This window comes from Legionella saoudiensis, from assembly GCF_001465875.1.
GTDB lineage: Bacteria > Pseudomonadota > Gammaproteobacteria > Legionellales > Legionellaceae > Legionella > Legionella saoudiensis.
On the sequence record NZ_LN901324.1, the window covers coordinates 577203 to 600792 of the forward strand.

The following is a 23590-nucleotide window of genomic DNA, read 5'->3' on the forward strand; positions in this document are numbered from 1 at the left end:
AGGAGTTCACGACGATCCTGAGAGATGCTTTTTCAAAAGTGTATTAACTAATTCAGGATTTGCTTGCCCCTTTGTTTGCTTCATTATTTGTCCTACAAAAAAAGCGAGTAAGCGCTCTTTACCAGCACGATACTCAGCGGTTTGCTCAGGGAACTGTTGGAGTAAGGAGGCAATCAATTCTTCTAAGGCGACACTATCATCAACTTTTTGGTAGCCTTCTCGTGTAATCAACGCATCAATGTCTTCTTCTCCCATCCATAACAAGGAAAACAAAGAGCGAGCGTTAATTAATGAAATGCTGTCCTCATGCAATTTATCTAGAAGTTGTGCCATCATTTTTGCCGAAACGCGAGGGGTTTCAAAGCTTAAATGTTCATTATTCAACGCTGCGGCATATTGACCTTTTAACCAGTTAACAATCATTTTTTCTGAGGCTTGGCTCATTGATTTGATTTCTTTATAAAAATGATAGATTGCTGGTGCTGAGAGAAGAAAATCAATATCATCTTCTTTTAAATTTGGGATCTGACTTAACTGAGCACGAATTTTCCCTGGCAAATCCGGTAGTTGCCTTTTTATTTCCGCAATCTGGTAACGGGTTATTTGAATAGGCAATAAATCAGGATCTGGAAAATAGCGGTAATCGTTCTCATTTTCCTTTTCACGTAAGGTATGGGTGCTGTTGGTATCTGGATTATAAAGACGGGTTTCTTGAACGATGTTTTCCCCACATTCTAACAAATCTTGATGTCTTGCCTCTTCATAAGTAATGGCTTTTTCAATAAAACGAAATGAGTTTAGATTTTTTAATTCTGTACGGGTTCCTAAAACAGAGGAGCCTTTAGGCTTTAATGAAAGGTTCACGTCACAGCGAAATGAGCCTTCCTGCATATTCCCATCACAAATTCCTAAGAACTGAACTAATTGATGTAAGGTTCTTAAATAGCTGATAGCTTCTTGTGCTGAATACAAGCAGGGGGCTGTTACTATTTCCAATAGGGGAGTACCCGCACGGTTTAAATCAATTCCACTAAAACCTTGTTGAACACCGTGTAAGGACTTACCTGCATCCTCTTCTAAATGGGCGCGGACAATTTCTACATCACGCGTACTGCCATCACCTAAGGTAATTTGCAGTGTGCCATTACTCACAATAGGCTTTTGAAATTGGCTAATCTGATACCCTTTAGGTAGATCTGGATAAAAATAGTTTTTACGTTCAAAAATTGATTGGTCATTAATATCCGCATGGATTGCCAAACCAAATTGAATTGCCATGGTTACTGCTTCCTGATTTAAAACAGGTAAAACTCCGGGAAGACCTGCATCAATCAGACAAGTTTGCGTATTGGGTGCCGAACCAAAAGCGGTAGATGCGCCAGAAAAAAGCTTGGATTTTGTTTTAAGTTGGACATGTACTTCAAGTCCAATTACGGTATCCCATTCCATAGTTCACCTCTATTGCTGTGGTTTGGCTAGATGCCAATCAGTATGTTGTTGGTAATGATGTGCGGCATTTAATAGAAGCCCCTCGCTAAAATGCTTACCCATTAATTGCATGCCAATAGGTAATCCCTTAGCAAAACCTGCAGGTATGGAGATTGCAGGAATGCCTGCAAGATTAGCGGCTACGGTAAAGACATCAGCGAGATAGTTTTGAATGGGGTCGGCGATTTTTTCACCTATCTTAAATGCTGTAGTTGGTGTAGTTGGGCCAAGAATTACATCGACAGAGCGAAGAGTTGTGAGTAGCTCCTCCTGAATTAAACGGCGAATTTTTTGTGCTTGCAAATAATAGGCATCAAAGTAACCTGAAGAGAGAACATGAGTTCCAGTAATTATGCGGCGCTTTACTTCAGCACCAAAGCCTTCACTGCGAGAATAGCGTATTAACTCATTTAGACTCGCAGCCTTAATACTGCGATGGCCAAATCGCACTCCATCATAGCGGGATAAATTAGATGATGCTTCGGCGCAGGCAACAACATAGTAACAGGGCACCCATAAGGGTTGTAACTTTAAATCCAAAGGAATGATTTCCGCCCCCAGACGCTCATATACTTTAACGGCTTGGTGAATGGCTTGCTGAATTTCCGCTTCTACTTCTGGTTGAAAAAAGCAAGAGGGCAGGCCTATTTTTAATTTCGCTAAAGGTTTATTTAATTCGTTTTCATAATTGGGGATGGGAGTTTCTACAGAAGTTGAATCCTTATTATCAAAACCTGCTATAGCTTGTAAAACCAGAGCCAAGTCTTCTGCGTTACGGGCCATTGGTCCACCTTGATCTAGGCTGGAAGCATAAGCAACCATGCCAAAACGAGAGACTAAGCCATAAGTGGGTTTAATGCCACTGATTCCACAAAATGCTGCGGGTTGACGTATAGAACCACCGGTATCTGAGCCTATTGAAAAGGGAATTAAACCTGCAGCAACGGCTGCGGCTGAGCCGCCGGAGGAACCACCTGGAACCCGCTCTTTATCCCAAGGATTTTTTACTGCGCCAAAATAACTGTTTTCATTGCTAGATCCCATGGCAAATTCATCCATATTTGTCTTACCGACTAAAATGGTGCCATAATTTTTTAATTTTGCCGCAAGTGTTGCTTCATAGGGAGATTGAAAGTTAGCCAGCATTTTCGAACCGCAGGTGGTTGTCATTCGTTGGGTACAAAATAAATCTTTAAGTGCCATCGGAATCCCTGTAAGCGCATGGGCATTACCATGCCGTAATTGCCGATCGGCTTGTTGCGCATTCTGCAAAGCATGTTCTTCGTCCAGACTAATAAAGGCATTCAGCTCCTGATGTTTATTGATTTGTGCCAGGTAGTGCTGAGTGAGTTCGACGCTGGATATTTTTCCTTGATGCAAGGCTTCAGATAACTGTTTTAAAGCAAGCTGTTCCATGATTATTTGTCCTGTTCAATAACTTGGGGAACTAAATAAAGATCATCCTCAAACAAGGGCGCAATGGCTTCTAAGTCTGCCAGGCAGCTTTCTTCTGTAACGGCATCAGGTCTTAATCGTTGCTGTAAGGCAAAGGGATGAAATAAAGGGGTAACCTCAGTAGTATCTACCGAACGTAATTGTTCTACAAAATCCATGATTTCATTAACTTCTTGGATTAATTGAGGAGTATGATCCGTATCTGTATCCAGATAAGCGAGTTGTGCGATTTTTTCCAAGTCAGTAGGTGTGATGGTCATAATGAACAACGTCCAAAAAGAGAAACAGCTTATTATAACGAGGATAAATTAAGTTACAAATATAATTATCTTAAGTTAAATAGGGAAAATCAGCACGTAGCAAGCTTAATACTTCTTCTTGTTTATCCTTACTTTTAACAATCAACAAAACAGTATCATCTCCAGCTATGGTCCCTAAAATTCCTGAGCACTTATTACCTTGTATTGAAAAAGAAACGTATTTCTTATCAATATAATAAGCAAGACTATTGGCGTTACCCGGATGCGTATGCAAGACGATTAATCCAAAATCCGAAACTTGGATGTTCAATACCAAAGGAAGATTCGGAACATTAAAATCTACAACTTGATATACCCCTGCCACTTTAGCAATTTTTAATTTCTTTAAACGACGCGATAAGGTTGCTTGAGGGATAACATAACCCCGTTCTGTTAAGCTTTTTTGTAAATCCATTTGTTCAGAAATTTTTTCTGTTTGCACAATATTTAATATATGTCCGTCGAGAATTGTATCTTGGCTCATAATATCCCTTAACGTGAATACACAATCACTTTGAAGAAATTATATTCATTTGTTCTTGACATAACAAGCATTAAGTTGATAAATTCAAAAAACGGATAAAATTTGGATTTGTATTCATATGAAAAAGATAATTAATATAATAATTATTAGTTTTGCTCTTGTTGTTTCATGGTGTTATGCCTATATCCCTGAGGAAAATAAGAAGTTTATTCATTTTGCTATTTCCGCAGAATATCCACCATTTGAATATAATGAGCGGGGGGAAATTAAAGGTTTTGATATTGACTTGGCGCGTTTAATTGCAAAGCAGCTTGGTAAAGAGGCTGTTTTTGACAGCATGCAATTTAGCAGTATTTTACCTGCTTTAAGTATGAGTCAGGTGGATGTGGCAATATCCACATTGACGATTACCGAACAAAGAAAAAAGAGTTTTGATTTTAGTGCGCCTTACTATTTTGAAAGCCTAGCGGTTGTCTATTCGGAACAGCAACCCATAAAAAATATTGCGCAGCTTGCGAATAAAAAAATTGCGGTGCAATTAGGTAGTACTATGGAGGTATGGTTAAAGAACACTCTTCCTAATGCCAAGCTGCTTGTTATGGATAATAACAATCAAGCTATTGCTGCTTTAAAAGCAGGACATGCTGATGCGGTTGTGGTAGATGGGGCACAAGGCGCTACCTTTAGTCAGAAAAATCCTGGTTTAGCATTTACGGTAATTTCGAAATCTAATGATGGTTATGGTTTGGCTTTAAAAAAGAACTCCCCACTAACCCATGAAATTAATAAGGCATTACAACAGCTTGAGCAAAATGGAGAGTTGGCCAAGCTTAAACAAAAATGGTTTGGAGGTGCCTAATGGATGAGTTGAAACAAAATATTATGTTTATTGGTGAAGGGGTCATGATGACCCTATCTCTTTTGATTGGCAGCTTACTGATTGGAACTGTATTTGGAACAATGCTGGCTTTATTGCGTCATCAAGGAATTGCAAAGCCAATAATTAATGGGTTTATTTCCATTATGAGAGGGACGCCCATGATTTTGCAATTAAGCTTTGCATATTTTGCGGTGCCGGTGTTGATTGGTTTCAAACCGAATATTTTAATGGCGGGTTTATTGACCTTTGGTTTGAACAGTTCTGCTTATGTAGCTGAAATTTTAAGAGCTGGAATAGAAAATTTGCCAAAAGGACAATTTGAAGCGGCAAAAACTTTACAAATTTCGGGGTTTTACTTATGGAAAGACATTATTCTACCGCAAGTGATAAAGAATATTTTTCCGGCATTTATTAATGAAACAATAACCTTACTTAAAGAAACGGCATTGATTGCAACGATTGGAGGCATGGATGTAATGCGTCGAGCTCAATCTGTTGCGGCGGAACAATTTACTTATTTTATTCCTTTATGCATCGCAGCCGCTTATTACTATGGTTTAGTTTTGTTTATCGAATATATAGGCAAGAAAATTGAAGCAAGGGGGGCGCTATGCTAGTGCTGAATAATGTCTATAAATATTTTGGTTCATTACCGGTTTTAAATGGGATCAGCTTGCAAATAGAATCGCAAACTATTTTGGGGTTGGCAGGCTCCTCAGGAGGTGGCAAATCTACCTTATTGCGTTGCATTCAAGGATTAGAAACTCTGGATTCAGGGAGTATTAACTACAGGGGAAAAAGTGGATTTATGTTTCAGGACTTCCAACTTTTTCCGCATATGACGGTATTACAAAACCTTATCTATGCGCCAAGTTTGCAGGACAAAATAACAAATCATGAATCACAAGCTCAAGCCTTACTTCAACGTTTAGGAATTAGTGATAAAGCTGGGGCTTATCCGCAGCAACTTTCTGGCGGACAAAAACAACGCGTTGCTTTAGCTCGATGTTTAATGATGCAACCTGCTTTATTACTGTGTGATGAACCTACATCTGGCTTGGACTTAGCAACAATCGATGAAGTAGTTCATTTATTAAATTCGGTTAAATCTTTAGGTGTAACAATGGTTATTGCTTCACATGACCTTGATTTTCTTAGCAAAATGACTGATCGTTTGGTGGTTTTGAAAGAGGGAAAGATAGTTGCTGACATACTGCCTAAAAATTTGGCTGAGCCCATTTCGTATTTAAAACATTTTTATCAGGAGTAAATCATGGCTGAATCCGTCCAAAAAATTATATTAGCTTATTCTGGTGGACTTGATACCTCAGTAATGATTCCATGGTTAAAGGAACATTACCAACAAGCAGAAATTATTGCTGTGATCTGTGATCTTGGCCAAAGTGAGGATTTGCCAGCAATTAAAGAAAAAGCAATTCGTAGCGGAGCCTCTAAAGCTTATCTAATCGATGTACAGGAAGAGTTTGTCGATAATTATCTATGGAAGTTAGTTAAAGCAGGGGCTCTTTATGAAAATCAATACATCCTGGGAACTATTTCTAGACCATTGATTGCCCAAAAATTAGTAGAAATCGCCAAACAAGAGCAGGCTGAAGCAGTGGCCCATGGAGCTACTGGCAAAGGAAATGATCAGGTACGATTTGAATATACCATTAAAGCATTGGCGCCAGAACTTAAAATAATTGCCCCATGGAGAGTCTGGTCGATTAAATCCAGGCAAGAAGCTATTGAGTATGCCAAGTTGCATGGGATTGAAGTACCGGTGACGCCTAAGTCACCTTACTCCAGAGATCATAATGCCTGGTATATTTCTCATGAGGGTGGGGTTCTGGAAGATCCATCCCAACCTATGCCCAGTGATTTATTGTTAATGACTGCTTCTTTGGAACACACTCCTGCATCACCTGAATTGATTAGTATTGATTTTAAGCAAGGAGTTCCTGTTGCATTAAATTCAAAAACAATGACACCTGTAGCTTTATTAGCAGAGCTTAATAAAATTGCGGGAAAACATGGCATTGGGGTTGCTGATCTTGTTGAAAATAGATTGGTAGGGATGAAAATTAGAGGCGTGTATGAAGCACCTGCAGCAGCTGTTTTGTATAAGGCTCATTTAATGCTCGAAAGTCTGTGCATGGATAGAGCAACGCTCCATCTAAAACAGTCATTACAGCAGACTTATGCCAATATGGTTTATGAAGGACGTTGGTTTTCGCAAGCTAAGAATGCTTTGGATGCATTGATTGATGTAACACAACAGCATGTTACTGGAAGCGTTAAGCTGCAACTATTTAAAGGAAACATGATTCCTTATGGCATGCAATCTCCTTATAGTTTACATGATCCCGCTTTAGCAACCTTTGAAGAAGATTGTGTTTATAATCAATATGATGCAGAAGGATTCATTAACTTATTCTCTTTATCCGCTAAAATATATGGAGTAGTACATAAAGGGGAAGTTTTATGAGTCACAAAACCTGGGGCGGTCGTTTCAGTAAAGAGCTCGATCCACGAGTGATGCATTTTAATGCGTCATTAGCTTTTGACCGAGTTCTTTATGCCCATGATATTGTTGGAAGCCAGGCTCATGCCACAATGCTCGCACAGCAAGGGCTTATTTTATATAGTGAGGCAGAATTGATTTGCCAAGCACTGGCAGAAATTGGCTATGAAATAGAGCATGGCATTCAAGAATTTGATGAGTCATGTGAAGATATTCACATGTTTATTGAGCAACTATTGATTGCTAAAATTGGTGATGTAGGGAAAAAATTACATACGGGCAGGAGTCGTAACGATCAAGTCGCTCTTGATTTACGGTTGTATGCTCGCGATGCAGGAAATAGCATTAGTGTTTTGTTGCAAGAATTGAATAAGGTATTGGAGGCGTTGGCTACAGAACATGCTGAAGCGAAAATGCCGGGATATACACATTTACAACAAGCACAGCCAATTTATTTAGGCCAGTATTTTGCAGCTTATCAATCTATGTTTGAGCGTGATTTAAGCCGTATAGCAGATTGGCATGATCGCATGAACTATTCGCCCTTAGGGGCAGGTGCTTTGGCTGGAAGCAATTTACCGCTGGATCGCAATTGGACTGCTAAAACGTTAGGCTTTGCTGGAATCATTGAAAATACATTAGATGCAGTAAGTGATCGTGATTTTGTAATTGAATTTTGTTCGCTTGCCGCAATTATCATGATGCATTTATCACGTTTGGCTGAAGATTTAATTTTATGGGCAACCCAGGAGTTTGGTTTTATCACGCTTGATGACGCTTTTGCTACTGGTTCCTCGTTAATGCCTAATAAGAAAAATCCTGATGTATTGGAATTAATTCGAGGCAAAAGCGGTAGAGTATTCGGTCATTTAATGGGTATTTTAACCATCATGAAAGGATTACCGCTTGCCTATAATAAAGACATGCAAGAGGATAAAGAGTGTTTATTTGATACAGTAACCACGCTTAACGCATGCTTGCAAATTATTGCGCCTTTCCTACAAAGTATTCATTTTAATACGGCGCTAATGCAAGATAAAGCAAGCAGTGGTTTTCTGGATGCCACAGAGGTTTTGGAGTCTTTAGTGTTAAAAGGCATCCCCTTTCGCGATGCGCATCATCAAGTAGGACTTTGGATTAAAGAGGCAATAGAAAAGAAATGTACTTTAGCTAAGATAGTAAAGACTAAGAACATTAAATAACTTTGAATCGCTTTTATTAATATAAAGAAACTTTTGAGAGGCCTGTCATCCAGGGAGTTCCTAAATGTGTTTTGACATAATAGGGCATATTTAGGAATCCTTCGCCGAAAAAATTCGTGGGATACATCAGCTCCGGATGACGTACATTGTTAATTTCTCTTAATCTTTTTTTTGCAGTAGAATGCTGAGTAATCCCTAATTATCAGTGAGTAAGTAATTCATGCTGCAGCAATTTAAAACCCAGGGGGGTGTTCTGGTTGAGGTTTCTCAACAGCAATTAGATTATCAAGAAGGTATTACGCACCTTATTGAGCGTTTGGACTCCGAGCGTGGAGCCTTATTTGCCTCAAGCTTTGAATATCCAGGACGTTATACTTGCTGGGATATTGGGTTTTGTAATCCGCCGCTGGCCCTTGTGTGCAAGCAAAATTTTATTCAGATTGATGCCTTAAATAAAAGGGGAGAGGTTCTACTTGGGTTTATGCAGCAGCTTTTTAACTCAGATGAACACCTAGAGCTTATTACTCAAAATGCGCAGCAAATCCAGATTAATATAAAAGTCTCAGAACAGGTTTTTAGTGAAGAAGAGCGTAGCCAACAGCCTTCTGTATTTACAGTTATCAGATTATTACTTTCATTTTTTAAATCAGAGCAAGAACCTTATCTAGGCTTATATGGCTCATTTGGTTTTGATTTAATTTTTCAATTTGAGGACTTACTCCAGCATAAAAAACGCGATCCGTTACAACGTGACATGGTTCTTTATTTGCCGGATGAAATTTTTGTAGTGAATCATCGTAAAGAAGAAGCTTTTGTTAATCGTTATGAGTTTCAATTTCAAGGTCATGCCACTCAAGGTTTTCCACGCGAAGGTACTCGCTCTGCCTATGAGTCACCTAATAAACCCGAAAAATTTTGTGATCACGAGCCGGGTGAATATGCGGCAGTAGTCAATAAAGCGAAAGAGCGATTTGCTTGTGGCGATTTATTTGAGGTAGTACCAAGTCAAACATTCTACACCCATTATACGGAGCAGCCATCTTATTTATTTAAGCAAATGCGTCAGTTAAATCCTTCTCCTTATGGATTTTTTATTAACTTAGGTGAGGGAGAGTATTTAGTTGGCGCCTCTCCAGAAATGTATGTGCGCGTGACGGGCAAACGGGTAGAGACTTGTCCTATTTCTGGAACCATCAAACGTGGTGCAGATGCAATTGAGGATGCGCAAAATATCCAGCTTCTGCTTGATTCTCCAAAAGAAGAATCGGAATTAACCATGTGTACTGATGTGGATCGTAATGATAAGTCACGTATTTGTGAAGCGGGTTCTGTTAAGGTAATTGGTAGGCGTCAAATTGAAGTTTATTCCCGAGTAATTCATACTGTAGACCATGTCGAAGGAACGCTAAGAAAAGAATTCGATGCCGTTGATGCATTCCTAACTCACATGTGGGTAGTCACGGTAACCGGGGCTCCCAAAATTTGGGCTTTAAATTTTATTGAACAGCATGAGAAATCACCTCGTAAATGGTATGCAGGAGCCGTAGGATGGTTTGGTTTTAATGGTAATTTAAATACCGGTCTGGTTTTAAGAACAGTTCGTATATCCCAAGGTATTGCAGAGGTTCGTGTAGGTGCGACTTTGCTTTATGATTCAATTCCTGAGTCTGAAGAACAAGAAACACGTTTAAAAGCTTCAGCGTTTTTGGATATGTTAAATCATAAAACTCCAGCAAGCGCTCACAAAGAGCCATTGCCGCTTACGGGAAAAGGAAAGCGAGTACTTCTGATTGATCATCAAGATTCGTTCGTCCACACATTAGCCAACTATATTCGTCAGACTGGGGCCGAAGTAAGTACGATTCGTTTTGATAAAGCGCAATCCTATTTGCAAGAACATCATTATGATTTAGTGGTTTTATCTCCAGGACCAGGAAAACCTAGTGATTTTAATTTATCGGCAAGTATTGATGCGGTTGTAGCACAAAGTATACCTTTATTTGGCGTGTGCTTAGGTCTTCAGGGGTTGGTTGAACATTTTGGTGGCGTATTGGATATACTTGACTACCCTATGCATGGTAAATCGTCCATAATTAAGGTTTTAGATTCTTCTGATCTCTTTGCAGGTTTAGGGGATGAGTTCAAAGCGGGTCGATATCATTCGCTTTATGCACGCTTAAATGCAATACCAGAAGCGCTTAAGGTAACTGCTTTAAGTGAGGATGGTGTCGTGATGGCCATATCACATCGCCATTTACCGATTTATGCCGTGCAATTTCACCCAGAAACCATTTTGTCTTTAGTAAATCAAGCAGGATTGAAAATTATTACGAACTTAATGGGAATGGTAACAAGGAATGCGCCATAAAATTGTAATTTTGTATTTTGTTTCTATTGTACTGGGAGTTATTGTTGGACTAGTTGGATCTTCCTTTCGTTTATCAATCGATCTGGTAGGTTCCTCATTAATGCATGTAGTTCATCTGCTTGGTGGGCAGGGATGGCTGGCGGGAATTATTTCCGGAGCTTTTTCTATGCTCATGGTGCTTTCTGCATTTATGGCTGTGAAGTACATTGCTCCGGAAGCTGGTGGTAGTGGTGTTCAAGAAATTGAAGGAGCTTTATTGCATGTGCGCCCTATCCATTGGCATCGTTTATTACCGGTAAAATATTTTTTTGGTATTTTAGCGATTTCTTCGAACATGATTTTAGGTCGTGAAGGTCCAACCATCCATGTCGGTGGTAATTTAGGAGAAATGCTAGGCTGCGTGTTTAACCTTAGTCGACGTCGGAGGGATAGCCTTATCGCAGCAGGGGCGGCAGCAGGTCTTGCGGTAGCCTTTAATGCGCCTTTAGCCGGTGTTATTTTTGTCATGGAAGAAATGCGCAATCAATTTAACTATTCATTTACCAGTTTCACAATAGTGGTCATTACCTGTATTACAGCGACGGTGATGATGGATTTAATTATTGGCACCCAAGCGACCATTCCTATGGATGTCTTTCAATTTCCATCTTTAGACGCATTATGGCTTTTTGTGTTTTTTGGATTCATTGTGGGTCTAGCAGGACTTTTCTTTAATAAAGCATTAATGGCAACACTGGCCTGGGTTGACCGATTATCTGCATCCCAAAAGCTAATTTATGTGTCAATCGTAAGCTTTCTTGTCGGCTATTTAGCCGTTTCTACTCCAGCAGCTACTGGAGGCGGCATGCATATTATTCATCAAGCCTTAACACTCTCCCCTGGATTTGCCATTTTATGCATGCTGTTTCTTATCCGTTTTGTTGGTAGCATTGCTTGTTATGCAACCGGCATTCCGGGAGGTATTTTTGCACCAACTTTAGCTTTAGGAACCTTACTGGGTTTAGCCTCGTTTCAGATGCTGATATTTTTTCACTTAGACTTTTTAGTTCATCCCGGTATGTTTGCTGTAGCTGGAATGGCTGCATTTTTTGCCGCGATTACGCGCTCACCGATTACGGGAGGAATTTTAGTTGTAGAAATGACTCAAAATTACGCCCTCATCTTTCCGGTTATGATTACCTGTATTTGTGCGACGATAATGCTGCAACTTGCACGCAATGAACCTATTTATGCTCAGCTATTGGAGCGCACGATGAGGAACAGCACGTTTAAGAGCGTGTCAAAACATACCTCTTAATACCGTAGGCTGGCTGTCAAGCCCAGCAATGACGCAGCTCAATATCCTATGCTGGGCTTAACAGCCTAGCCTACGTTTATTTATGCAACGTGAATAACAATTTTGCCAAAATGGATGCCGGCTTGCATGTGTTGTTGTGCTTCTTCGATTTGCTCCAAGTTAAACTCAGAATCAATAACTGGTTTGATTTGCTGTTTGGCTAAAGCATCAAACCACTGTTCATGGGCTAATTTCCATAAAAGCGATTTTTCTTGTAAGCTTTGTGAACGTAATACAAAGCCAATAATTTGTAATCTCTTATGCATAACTAAAGCCAGATTACATTCAACCTTGCAACCTTTGAGACAAGCAATTTGAATTAATTTACCTTGAGGTTTTAACAGCTGAAGATGCTTATTAAAATAATCACCAGCAATAAAGTCTAATACCAAATCAATATTTTGTTCGCCAATCACATCCTCAAAATCATGAGTCTTGTAGTTGATTACTTGATCTGCACCAAGCTGTAGTGCTTTAGCAAATTTATCATCTTTACCTACTGTGGTGATAATTTTGGCTCCAACCTGTTTTGCCATTTGAATGGCTAATGAGGCAATCCCACTGCCTGCTCCATGGATTAATAATGTTTGTCCTGCTTTTAATTCACCCAAATTAAAGAGGGTAGCATAAACCGTGACTAAGGATTCAGGAAGGGCTGCGGCAAGGGAATAATCCCAGCCTTCTGGAATTAAATGAGCCAGGGATGATTCAACCAGACAATACTCGGCATAAGCCCCACTTCCTACAAGCGCATAGACTTTATCCCCAGGTTTAAACTGAGTCACTTTAGCACCTACAGCAACCACATCACCAGCAAGTTCTAAACCTGGAATTTCTGATTCACCTTTAGGAGGAGGATATTTGCCATAGCGTTGCATTAGGTCGGCGCGATTAAGCGCTGTTGCTTTGACCTGAACTAATATTTGGCTGTCTTTACATTCTGGGGTAGGGGCGTTTTCAATCGTTAGACGACTGTATGAGCCAGGATTTTCTATATGTACGTAGCGCAAAATATCTTCCTTATAGGGTAATTGTTTATTTGTTTTTTTGGCTAAGACTCAAGCACTGTTCCTCATTAAATTGTAGGCTAGACTGCAGCAAAGGCCAGTGAATAGGATTGGCCAGTATCCAGTTCCCAAGGCTGGGCTTTGTAGTTCAACCTACATTGAATACGAAAGATGCATGGTTTGTTCACCAAGTTACCACTTTACTTGAATCTATATACCCAAAGTATATAATCATAGCCTTACACGACTTTTTGCACCATGTAGGGCTAATGTCAAAATTTAATCATCAGCGTTTTTATGCCTGGCTTTTTATAGTCCCACAAATTATTGTCACCCTAATATTTTTTATTTGGCCTGCATGCAATGCTTTAGTACAAGCGTTTTTTTATACCGATGCTTTTGGGCTACACAAACGCTTTGCGGGTTTAACTAATTTTACTGACTTGTTTGCTGATGCCAGCTACCGTAAAGCAATAGTCGTAACCTTTATTATTGCCTGCAGCGTGACGTTCTGCACTATGAGCCTTGGGTTATTTACAGCCATATTAGTTAACAATCGTAGTAAAACGCAAGGAGTTTATAAGTCTTTATTATTATGGCCTTATGCAGTAGCGCCAGCAGTGGCTGCGATTCTTTGGCGTTTCTTATGCCATCCTACTTTGGGCTGGTTAACCCATGTATTACAGTCTTGGGGAATTGATTTTGATTACGTAAATAACGTAAACCAAGCCTTACTAGTTGTTATACTTACCGCGAGCTGGCAACAATACAGCTATAATTTTTTATTTTATTTTGCGGCCTTAAAAGCAGTGCCATCATCGCTGATTGATGCAGCAATTATCGATGGTGCATCGGCTTGGCAGCGTTTTTGGCAAATCGTTTTTCCCTTATTGTCACCCACAACATTTTTTCTATTAATCATGAACTTAATGTATGGATTTTTTGATACCTTTGGGATTATTCATGTTATGACACATGGAGGACCTGGCAATAGCACAACAAACATGATGTATAAAGTCTATCAGGATGGATTTGAGGGAATGGATTTAGGCAGTTCTTCAGCCCAGTCTGTAATTCTAATGGTTGTCGTGATACTTGTTTCTCTAATACAGTTTAAGTATCTCGAGAAAAAGGTTCATTACGCATGAAATTAATGGGACGTATTTTATCTCATGGATTTTTATCCTTATTCATTTTGTTGATGCTGCTGCCTATTTATTTGGCCATTGTCGCGGCAAGCCATGATGGCAGCGCGATGATGCATTCATCTTTACCCATGGTTCCAGGAAACTTATTATTAAAGAACTTAAAGACCGTGTTGAGCGAAGGTCTATCGGTCACCGGGGGCGAGCCAATTACCTCCATGTTATTTAATAGTTTAATTATGGCTTTAGCTATTGCCGTGGGCAAAATTATTTTGGCCTTAGGATCTGCATTTGCTTTAGTTTATTTTGACTTCCCTTTTAAAAGACTCTGTTTTGCACTGATTTTTGCCACAATGATGTTACCGGTTGAAGTGCGTATTGTACCTACCTTTCATGTGGTGGCTTCTTTTGGATTATTAAACTCATTTACTGGGTTAACCTTACCTCTATTTGTATCGGCAACCGGGACCTTCTTATTCAGGCAATTTTTTAAAACGGTACCGGCTGAATTAGTCGACGCAGCCAAATTAGATGGTGCAGGTGCAGTACGCTTCTTTTTTGATATTCTTTTACCTTTATCTAAAACACAAATCGCTTCTTTATTTGTAATTTTATTTGTCTATGGATGGAATCAGTACTTATGGCCTTTGGTCATTACTACAGAAACAAAAATGGCGACGGTAGTAATGGGAATTCGTTATCTTGCGGGGGTAGCTGATCAAGTCCCGCAATGGCATTATATTATGACAATTGCCCTGGTTGCTTTAATTCCACCTTGTTTGGTTGTGATGTTGATGCAGCGATGGTTTGAAAAAGGATTAAAGTAACATGGCAACAGTAACTTTGGTTGATGTCTCAAAACACGTTGGGCAAACGACCATTTTAGATAGCATAAATCTCAGCATCAAAAAAGGCGAGTTTATGGTCGTTGTGGGGCCTTCAGGCTGCGGCAAGTCAACTTTGCTTCGATTAATTGCTGGTTTAGATGAGGTAAGTTCCGGTTCTATTTTAATTAATGAGCAGTGTGTGAATAATCTTCCTGCCGCAAAACGCGACATGGCAATGGTCTTTCAAAATTACGCCCTTTATCCGCATATGAGCGTTTTTGATAATATGGCTTATGGGCTAAAAATGCGTGGCTTTAAAAAAGAGATTATTAAACAGCGAGTGGCTAATGCAGCAAAGATGTTACACTTAACCGATTATTTGGAGCGAAAGCCGCAAGCTTTATCAGGTGGCCAAAAGCAACGAGTGGCAATGGGAAGGGCTATAGTTCGCTCTCCTTCGGTATTTTTATTTGATGAGCCTTTATCGAATCTTGATGCCAAATTGCGTACCGAAATGCGTCAAGAACTAAGACGTCTACATCAACAGCTTAATACTACCAGCGTCTATGTAACACATGATCAAACCGAAGCAATGACCATGGCTGAGCGGGTGATTGTACTCAACCAAGGGAGAGTTGAACAAATTGGCACTCCGCAGGAATTATACCAAAATCCGGCAAGCTTATTTGTTGCAGGTTTTACAGGCCATTTTCCATTAAATACATTTTCAGGCGTATTTAATAAAAAGAGTGCTACTATAGAAACGAGTTTAGGTATTAATTTTCCAGCTCCCGACACAAGTTCATTACTTGCGGACCAAATGGAATTGGTTTTGGCAGTGAGGGCTGAGCATGTGCAATTGGCTACTGAAGCTAGCTTACAACGCATTTCTGTTGCGGTTGATTTTATCGATGATATGGGGGCGGATAAGCTAATTAGAGCGCGCTGTATAAACAATGGGGAACAACTAAATTTACGAGTTTCCGCTGAACAAGTAATTCCTAGTGGACAATTCAATGTTGAACTACCTAAAATGAAATTACATGTATTTAATCAGCAAACTGGACAACGTATTGGAGAATGACGTGGGTAAAGAAAAAACTGCATTAAAACCAATGGATACACCGGTATATGGTTATTGGTCTGCACTGTATCGGTCATTTTATTCACGGCGTCTTTATGTGGACGTGGGCAAGCGCTGGAAAGGGTTTGGCGTGCTGTATCTCTTATTAGTTATTGCAATATTGAGCGTGCCATTCTTCTTGAGAATGTCTGTTAGCTTAAATGAATCATTTAAAGAACAAATTGTTAATCCCTTATTAAAAATTCCTGTTTTTTATATTCAAAATGGAAATGTTCTATTTGATAAACCAATGCCTTACTTCATTAAAAATGACAAAGGTCAGACGGTAGTTATCATTGATACCACAGGGATAATAAATGATTTTACCGCCCAATATCCTTATCTAAGTATTCTGATTAATAAAAATCAGATTGCTTTTAGGATACCTAATCCCCAACTATTTACCATGAATAAAGAAGCTCCACCGAGCAGAAGCACACCTATTGTGCAAACTTTTGATAAAGGATCGAATTTAGTGTTTGATGGTAAAAAAATGGTGGAGGCAAATTCGGTTACGGGGCTTAAATATGCGTCACAAGTGGTGCTTTACCCCATCATTGTAGGTATTTTCTTCTCTATTTTTATTGTTTTCTTTTTAGTTTTTGCTTTGCTAGGGCAAACTTTTTCATCAATTTTCTTTTCATTTAAAATATCCTTTGCCGCTTCATGCCGTATGCTGATGGTGGCAGGAACACCCATGTTATTGGTGTTAATGACTATCCTGTCGCTCAATAGTGTATTTACAGGGCTAGGTGTTATCTTATTCTTTCTCTTAATTGCTTATTATAGTTTCGCGCTTTATGCGTTAAGAGCTGAAAGTAGACAAGTAGCTCGTGTATGAAGGAGCTAATCCATTTTGCCCATGGAAACGGATTTCCAGCATTATGCTATAAGCAGATGCTAGATGGCCTCAAGCCTGGTTATGATTATTGTTATATTGACAGAGTGGGGCATGACAAAGCTTTTCCTGTAGAGGAAAATTGGCATAATCTAGTTTTAGAAGTAATTGCCAGTATTGAGCGACAAGCCGATCGCCCAGTTATTGCTTTAGGTCATTCTTTGGGTGGCGTTTTAAGTTTATTGGCGGCTATTGAGCGCCCTGAATTAATAAAAGCGGTGGTCATGTTGGATTCGCCATTACTTGGTGTATTAAAATCCAGCGCAGTTCGGCTCGCAAAAGCCTTTGGTATTATCGATCGAGTGACTCCTGCGTTTAGAACAAAAGGACGACGAGAGTATTGGGAAAATCAAGAACAAGTTATAGCGTATTTAAAGAGCAGAGATTTGTTTAAAAACTTTACAGATCCCTGTTTGAACGACTATATTAAATATGGTCTGGAACATAAAACTGATGGTTATTACCTTCGCTTTAATCGCCATGTAGAGTATCAAATTTATCGAACGATACCGCACATTATTCCCAGGTACGAGGGGAAATTATTAATCCCGTCTGCATTAATTTATGGTGACAAAAGTACTGTGGTTGGTAAAATGGATCTTCGTTATATGAAAAAGAATTTTAATATTACCTGCTATAAAACCCATGGGACTCATTTGTTTCCTATGGAACATCCACAGGTTGTAGCTACACAAGTTTTAGGGGTTTTGGATAAGCTAACATAAGGAGAATACAGTGCTACATGCTATTTTAGTGCTTCTAGCAATAGGGGCTGCAGGGGTATTGTTAACACGGCAAGCGGCAGTCGCGGTATGGGCTATTAGTTTTGGTATATTCACCGGACTGATTTTTTATTATGGCGCCCCAGGATTTTTGGCTAAGACTATTTTAATCTTAGTCGAATTAACGTTAATCGCTTTCGCAATTAAGCCACTAAGACGGGAATTTGTCTCAAAACATTTATTCAAGACGGTAAGCAAAGCAATGCCAGCAATGTCTGCTACTGAGCGAGAGGCTTTAGAGGCAGGAACAGTAAGCTGGGAGGGCGATATTTTCAGTGGCGCTCCAGATTTTTCATTGCTTCGTAGTATCCCTCCAGTTCGTTTAAGCGAAGAAGAGCAGGCTTTTTTAGATGGTCCTGTTAGTACCTTATGTTCTATGCTTAATGATTGGGATATTACCCATAACCGCACTGATTTATCCCCAGAAGTATGGAACTATATTAAAGAAAACCGTTTTCTTGGCATGATTATTCCTAAGCGTTATGGCGGCTTAGAGTTTTCAGCTACCGCACAAATGGCGGTTTTAGCTAAAATTTATGGTTCTTCAATTAGTGCTGCATCAACAATTTCTGTACCTAACTCTTTAGGCCCAGGAGAATTATTACTTAAATACGGAACTGAGGAACAAAAGAACTTTTATTTGCCAAGACTGGCAGATGGACGAGAAATCCCATGTTTCGCTTTGACTGGTCCTAACGCTGGCTCAGATGCAGCTTCTATCCCCGATCAAGGTATTGTGTGCCGCCAAGAGTTTAATGGCAAAGAGGTGGTAGGTATTCGCTTAAATTGGAATAAGCGCTACATCACTTTATGTCCTGTGGCCACAGTGGTTGGTTTGGCTTTTAGAATGTTTGACCCTGAAAATTTATTAGGAAAGGGTGAAGATGTTGGTATTACCTGCGCTTTAATTCCGGCAGAAACCCCTGGAGTAATTAAGGGACGTCGCCATTTTCCTTTAAATATAGGCTTCCTAAATGGCCCAACGCAGGGTAAGAATGTATTTATTCCTTTAGATTATATCATCGGTGGCGCTGCGATGGCAGGTCACGGTTGGCGTATGCTTATGGAATGCTTGAGTGCGGGTAGAGCAATTTCTTTACCCTCAAGTGCCAATGGTGGAGCTCAGGCTGGGGCTTTAGCATCAGGAGCTTATGCACGTGTGCGCAAGCAATTCAATCAACCGATTGGTAAATTTGAAGGTATTGAAGAGCCATTAGCACGAATTGCAGCAAATACGTATATTATTGATGCTGGGGTTACTATGGCTGCAGCGGCAATAGATCACGGAGCTAAACCTTCGGTTGCGGGAGCAATTTTAAAATATCATACGACTGATCGTGCGCGTCAGGTTTCTATGGATGCTATGGATATTCATGGAGGGAAGGGTATCTGTCTGGGACCTAATAATTATCTCGGAAGAGGTTTCCAAGGAGCACCTATTGCCATTACCGTTGAGGGTGCCAATATTCTCTCACGTAGTTTAATTATTTTTGGCCAGGGGGCAATCCGTTGCCATCCTTATGTATTCAAAGAGCTGGAAAGTGTAAGAAACCACGATCTGGTAGGTTTTGATGAGGCATTTTTCTCGCATGCGGCTTTTTATATTGCAAACTTTACTAAGTCACTCTTGTTTAGTTTGACTGATGCTCATTTTTCTAAAGCACCAACCAGCTCGGTAAAACGCTATTATCAATTAACTCATAAGTACAGTGCTAATTTAGCGTTCCTTTCTGATTTTTCTATGACGATTCTTGGTGGTGATTTAAAGCGTAAAGAGAAATTATCTGCGCGTTTAGGGGATATGCTAAGCACCTTATATTTAATTTCAGCGGTGTTAAAACGTTATTATGATGATGGGGAACCTCTTGCTGACTTACCTATAGTGGAGTGGAGTTGCCAGCAATTACTGCATGATTGTGAAATGGCCATGCAAGGGGTTATTATTAACTTCCCTCAACGTTGGGCACGTGTAGTACTTAATATTATTTTAAGACCTTTAGGTAACCGCAGACACCGCCCTACAGATCAATTAGGTCACAAGTTAGCACGTATTTTAATTGAACCAGGTGAGGCACGTAACCGATTAACCCGTTTTGTTTATAAGAAGGCTGGTGAAAATTGTCCTATTGGCCGATTGGAAGAAGCGTTTTATAAAATTTGTGCTGTTGAAGACATAGAGAAAAAGATAATGCGTGCGGTAAAAGATGACGTATTAAAATCACTAACTTTATTAGAACAAATTGACGAGGCTTTGGCATGCGATTTGTTAACTAAAGAAGAAGCTCAGCAAATGAAGGATGCTGAATTAGCTCGACAAGATGTGATTAAGGTTGATGACTTTAGTGATGATGAATTACGTCGTCCAAGTAGTGAATCTAAAGCAAAAAAGTCAGCAGCTAAAAAGGATAAGCCTGTTGTAGTTCTCGGTGATGAAGTAACTAATCCAGAACCAGAGGTACCTTTTCATTAATTTGGCTCAATAAGCTCATTCAATATATCAGTGTAGTTTGGTTGCAAAACAACCAAGCTACACTAAAAGAAAAAGATTAAATATAAAATTAGGTAATAAAATTTTAGAATAATTATTCTATGGAGTAAGCGTTCACACTATGTATTAAAATAAAAAACTGCTGTCATTGTGAACAAAATGAAGCGGCTCCAGTACTGAGTCTTAACGAAGCATCGTTCTGGGTTACTTCGCCCTGGCTTGCAATGACGAAATTACATATCTCGTGAACGCTTACTCTATGGGGGATAAAAATTAACAAAAGAAAAACGGCCTCGGGGGAAGGATCCAAGGAAAAAATAATTAGCTAAGCAAATTAAGCTTCTTCAGCAACATCATCCGGCATGGTAATATTCAATTCAAGAACTGAATTGTCTCCCATACGCTCAAGATTAACACTCACTTGATCACGCGTTACATGGACGTATTTAGCAATAACTGCCAAAATTTCATCCTGAAGTTGTGGCAGATAATCAGGAGTGCTTCGTTGTGAACGCTCATGGGAAATAATTATTTGTAAGCGTTCTTTGGCTACTGAAGCAGAAGCAGTTCTCCGACGTAAATAATTGAAAATGCTCATACAGTCACTTCCTCCTTGTTTTTGCTGAATAAGCGACGCAATAATCCTTTACGCTCATTGCTAATAAAGCGCATTGGTCTTTCTTCTCCAAGAAAGCGGGCAATAGCATCTTGATAAGCAAGGCCTGCATCACTGGTTGTATCAAGTACAACGGGTATACCTGTATTTGACGCTTTAAGTACAGACTTAGATTCAGGAATAACCCCGATCAATGGAATAGCTAATATTTCTTTAACATCTGAAACAGAAAGCATATCACCACGTTCAACACGCTCAGGATCATAGCGAGTTAATAGTAGGTGTTCTTGTACTGGTTTGTTGTTATCAATGGCTCTTTTGGTTTTGCTAGAAAGAATGCCAAGAATGCGGTCCGAGTCACGAACTGAAGAAACCTCAGGGTTAGTGACTACAACGGCGTGATCTGCAAAATGCATTGCCATTAATGCCCCAGTTTCAATACCAGCAGGGGAGTCACAAATAATAAAGTCAAATTCTTTAGAAAGCTCATTCAAAACCTTCTCAACTCCTTCGATGGTCAAGGCATCTTTATCACGAGTTTGTGATGCAGGAAGAATGAAAAGATTGGGAAGACGCTTATCTTTAATTAATGCTTGATTCAAGCTCGCTTCACCATTGATCACATTAATGAAGTCATAAACAACACGTCGCTCACAACCCATGATGATATCAAGATTTCTTAAACCGATATCAAAATCAATAACCACAGTCTTATGCCCTAATAAGGCAAGACCTGATGAAATAGCTGCAGAAGAAGTAGTTTTTCCTACTCCGCCTTTACCTGAAGTAATAACGATAATTTTAGCCAACGCTGAACCCTTCCCCGTTTTGTTGATTCAACACAATAATTAACCATCAGTTTACACGTTAATGAATATTCAATTCAAGTGTTATCCATTTAATTCGTTGCAATCACACTGATAATGGTCAAGGTGATTCTTAAAGAGCTTGCCAGTACTGTTGTTGGGCAATAATTGCGGGAAGTGGTTTATATATGGGCGAATGAGCTGGCATCATTGATGAGAGAGAAGCTTTTAAAAGAGAAATAGTCCTTCAACTAAATATTATTAGGACTATATTGGAAGATTTTCCTCGTAAGCTATTCAAATAGCGTGTTTTCCAAGCTATTTTCTTTAATTTATTTGGTATTTGTGATATACTGTTTGGTTAATTTAACTACTTTAATGAGAAGAAAATGTCTCTTAATATTGTGCAGCAATCATTAACCTTTGATGATGTTTTACTTGTCCCTGCACACTCTTTAATTCTACCTAAAGATGTGTCCTTAAAAACCAAATTAACTCGTGAAATAAGCCTGAACATGCCTCTAGTATCTGCGGCGATGGATACAGTGACTGAGGCGCGGCTAGCGATTGCTTTAGCGCAAGAGGGTGGGTTAGGCATTATTCATAAGAATATGACAATCAGTGCACAAGCTGATGAAGTTCGTAAAGTTAAGAAATTTGAAAGCGGAATGGTTAAAGATCCCATTACTGTGACTCCTAATATTACCGTTAGAGAGTTAATGGAAGTCATGAAAAATCACCATTTCTCAGGGGTTCCTGTAGTTGATGGTAAAAACTTAGTGGGAATTGTAACCAGTCGTGATATACGTTTTGAAACTAATTTATCTCTGCCTGTATCTCAGGTAATGACCCCCAAAGCCCGTTTGGTTACTGTGAAGGAAGGAGCAAGTCGCGAAGAGGTTCGCAGCTTATTACATAAGCATCGGATTGAAAAACTTCTAGTAGTGAACGATGCGTTTGAATTACGCGGTTTAATTACGGTAAAGGATATTCAAAAAGCAAAAGAAAACCCCTATGCCGTCAAAGATGATGCAGAGCAGTTACGCGTTGGTGCCGCTGTTGGTGTTGGTGAATCTACTGATGAACGTGTTGCCGCTTTAGTTGATGCGGGTGTTGATGTTTTGGTTGTGGATACAGCTCACGGTCATTCTCAAGGCGTACTCAATCGTGTGAAATGGGTGAAGCAGAATTTCCCCGGGGTGCAGGTGATTGGTGGTAATATTGCTACAGCAGCAGCGGCTAGAGATTTATACGAAGCAGGTGCTGATGCGGTTAAAGTAGGAATTGGCCCAGGTTCAATCTGTACTACTCGTATTGTTACGGGTGTAGGTGTGCCGCAAATCAGCGCGATTGCTAATGTTGCACATGAATTACAAGGTAAGATTCCCGTTATTGCTGATGGCGGTATCCGTTTTTCTGGCGATGTGTGCAAAGCATTGGCCGCAGGTGCTAATACCGTAATGTTAGGAAGTATGTTTGCCGGAACGGAAGAGTCTCCCGGTGAAATTGAATTATACCAGGGAACTACTTATAAGAGTTATCGTGGTATGGGATCCATTGGGGCTATGGCGGCGGCTCATGGTTCCAGCGACCGTTATTTCCAGGATGCTGCAGCAGGCTCTGAAAAATTGGTTCCAGAGGGAATTGAAGGGCGTGTTCCTTATAAAGGCCCAGTACAGACAATCATTCACCAGATGTTAGGCGGCTTACGTTCATGCATGGGATATACTGGATGCGAAACGATTGAGCAATTACATGCTAAAGCTGAATTTGTACAAGTAACTAATGCGGGAATGCGCGAATCACACGTTCATGATGTAAGCATCACAAAACAAGCCCCGAATTATCAGGTAGATAACTAA

At 39.8% G+C, this 23590-nt stretch carries 21 protein-coding genes; 14 read left to right on the forward strand and 7 right to left on the reverse strand.

Annotation, left to right across the window (positions count from 1 at the left end; genetic code table 11):
* Positions 1 to 6: 6 nt before the first annotated feature.
* The 4 genes from gatB to BN3124_RS11515 all read right to left on the reverse strand — a co-directional run bounded on the left by gatB (position 7) and on the right by BN3124_RS11515 (position 3726).
* Entirely contained in the window at positions 7 to 1449 is a 1443-nt protein-coding gene (gatB, locus tag BN3124_RS11500; RefSeq protein ID WP_058534936.1) for an Asp-tRNA(Asn)/Glu-tRNA(Gln) amidotransferase subunit GatB, read from the reverse strand.
* A gap of 9 nt (positions 1450 to 1458) precedes the next feature.
* Entirely contained in the window at positions 1459 to 2904 is a 1446-nt protein-coding gene (gene gatA, locus BN3124_RS11505; RefSeq protein WP_058534937.1) for an Asp-tRNA(Asn)/Glu-tRNA(Gln) amidotransferase subunit GatA, read from the reverse strand.
* A gap of 2 nt (positions 2905 to 2906) precedes the next feature.
* A complete protein-coding gene (gatC, locus tag BN3124_RS11510) occupies positions 2907 to 3203 on the reverse strand; it encodes an Asp-tRNA(Asn)/Glu-tRNA(Gln) amidotransferase subunit GatC (protein ID WP_058534938.1) in 297 nt (98 codons plus the stop codon).
* A 70-nt stretch (positions 3204 to 3273) separates the two neighbouring features.
* Positions 3274 to 3726, reverse strand: coding sequence for an arginine repressor (locus tag BN3124_RS11515; protein ID WP_058534939.1), 453 nt, complete (start codon positions 3724 to 3726; stop codon positions 3274 to 3276).
* A gap of 118 nt (positions 3727 to 3844) precedes the next feature.
* Here BN3124_RS11515 and BN3124_RS11520 point away from each other — a divergent pair, with 118 nt between their 5' ends.
* The 7 genes from BN3124_RS11520 (at position 3845) to clcA (ending at position 11997) form a co-directional block, all read left to right on the forward strand.
* Positions 3845 to 4585 (forward strand): substrate-binding periplasmic protein, encoded by a 741-nt coding sequence (locus BN3124_RS11520; protein ID WP_058534940.1) that lies wholly within the window; start codon positions 3845 to 3847, stop codon positions 4583 to 4585.
* Positions 4585 to 5223, forward strand: coding sequence for an amino acid ABC transporter permease (locus BN3124_RS11525; protein ID WP_058534941.1), 639 nt, complete (start codon positions 4585 to 4587; stop codon positions 5221 to 5223). The genes BN3124_RS11520 and BN3124_RS11525 overlap by 1 nt, the downstream gene beginning before the upstream one ends.
* Positions 5217 to 5876 carry an ATP-binding cassette domain-containing protein gene (locus BN3124_RS11530; RefSeq protein ID WP_058534942.1) on the forward strand — a complete coding sequence of 220 codons (660 nt, stop codon included), beginning with the start codon at positions 5217 to 5219 and terminating at the stop codon, positions 5874 to 5876. Before BN3124_RS11525 ends, BN3124_RS11530 begins: the two co-directional genes overlap by 7 nt.
* Positions 5877 to 5879: 3 nt before the next feature.
* Positions 5880 to 7094 (forward strand): argininosuccinate synthase, encoded by a 1215-nt coding sequence (locus tag BN3124_RS11535; protein WP_058534943.1) that lies wholly within the window; start codon positions 5880 to 5882, stop codon positions 7092 to 7094.
* Complete coding sequence (gene argH, locus BN3124_RS11540; RefSeq protein WP_058534944.1) at positions 7091 to 8332, forward strand: argininosuccinate lyase; 1242 nt, start codon at positions 7091 to 7093, stop codon at positions 8330 to 8332. Before BN3124_RS11535 ends, argH begins: the two co-directional genes overlap by 4 nt.
* Before the next feature lie 220 nt (positions 8333 to 8552).
* Positions 8553 to 10700, forward strand: a complete 2148-nt coding sequence (locus BN3124_RS11545) for an anthranilate synthase component I (RefSeq protein ID WP_058534945.1) — start codon at positions 8553 to 8555, stop codon at positions 10698 to 10700.
* Complete coding sequence (clcA, locus tag BN3124_RS11550) at positions 10690 to 11997, forward strand: H(+)/Cl(-) exchange transporter ClcA (protein ID WP_058534946.1); 1308 nt, start codon at positions 10690 to 10692, stop codon at positions 11995 to 11997. The genes BN3124_RS11545 and clcA overlap by 11 nt, the downstream gene beginning before the upstream one ends.
* Positions 11998 to 12077: 80 nt before the next feature.
* On the opposite strand, the gene BN3124_RS11555 is transcribed toward clcA, so the two are convergent.
* Positions 12078 to 13046, reverse strand: coding sequence for an NAD(P)H-quinone oxidoreductase (locus BN3124_RS11555; protein ID WP_058534947.1), 969 nt, complete (start codon positions 13044 to 13046; stop codon positions 12078 to 12080).
* Between the two features lie 266 nt (positions 13047 to 13312).
* Here BN3124_RS11555 and BN3124_RS11560 point away from each other — a divergent pair, with 266 nt between their 5' ends.
* The 6 genes from BN3124_RS11560 to BN3124_RS11585 are packed head-to-tail and all read left to right on the forward strand — an operon-like array spanning position 13313 to position 20288.
* Positions 13313 to 14191 (forward strand): ABC transporter permease subunit, encoded by an 879-nt coding sequence (locus tag BN3124_RS11560; RefSeq protein ID WP_058534948.1) that lies wholly within the window; start codon positions 13313 to 13315, stop codon positions 14189 to 14191.
* Positions 14188 to 15015, forward strand: coding sequence for a sn-glycerol-3-phosphate ABC transporter permease UgpE (gene ugpE, locus BN3124_RS11565; RefSeq protein WP_058534949.1), 828 nt, complete (start codon positions 14188 to 14190; stop codon positions 15013 to 15015). The genes BN3124_RS11560 and ugpE overlap by 4 nt, the downstream gene beginning before the upstream one ends.
* A gap of 1 nt (position 15016) precedes the next feature.
* Positions 15017 to 16099: an ABC transporter ATP-binding protein gene (locus BN3124_RS11570; RefSeq protein ID WP_058534950.1), complete on the forward strand. Its 1083-nt coding sequence runs from the start codon at positions 15017 to 15019 to the stop codon at positions 16097 to 16099.
* Position 16100: 1 nt separating this feature from the next.
* Positions 16101 to 16979 carry a DUF1189 family protein gene (locus BN3124_RS11575; RefSeq protein WP_078061548.1) on the forward strand — a complete coding sequence of 293 codons (879 nt, stop codon included), beginning with the start codon at positions 16101 to 16103 and terminating at the stop codon, positions 16977 to 16979.
* Positions 16976 to 17761, forward strand: a complete 786-nt coding sequence (locus tag BN3124_RS11580) for an alpha/beta fold hydrolase (RefSeq protein WP_058534952.1) — start codon at positions 16976 to 16978, stop codon at positions 17759 to 17761. Before BN3124_RS11575 ends, BN3124_RS11580 begins: the two co-directional genes overlap by 4 nt.
* A gap of 10 nt (positions 17762 to 17771) precedes the next feature.
* A complete protein-coding gene (locus tag BN3124_RS11585; RefSeq protein ID WP_058534953.1) occupies positions 17772 to 20288 on the forward strand; it encodes an acyl-CoA dehydrogenase in 2517 nt (838 codons plus the stop codon).
* A gap of 352 nt (positions 20289 to 20640) precedes the next feature.
* Here BN3124_RS11585 and minE read toward each other — a convergent pair whose 3' ends face one another.
* Both minE and minD read right to left on the reverse strand, forming a co-directional pair.
* Positions 20641 to 20904, reverse strand: a complete 264-nt coding sequence (gene minE / locus BN3124_RS11590; RefSeq protein WP_058534954.1) for a cell division topological specificity factor MinE — start codon at positions 20902 to 20904, stop codon at positions 20641 to 20643.
* A complete protein-coding gene (minD, locus tag BN3124_RS11595; protein ID WP_058534955.1) occupies positions 20901 to 21731 on the reverse strand; it encodes a septum site-determining protein MinD in 831 nt (276 codons plus the stop codon). Before minD ends, minE begins: the two co-directional genes overlap by 4 nt.
* A 386-nt stretch (positions 21732 to 22117) precedes the next feature.
* On the opposite strand from minD, the gene guaB reads away from it, so the two are divergent.
* The gene (guaB, locus tag BN3124_RS11600) at positions 22118 to 23590 is read left to right on the forward strand and encodes an IMP dehydrogenase (protein WP_058534956.1); all 1473 of its coding nucleotides are present in this window, start codon (positions 22118 to 22120) and stop codon (positions 23588 to 23590) included.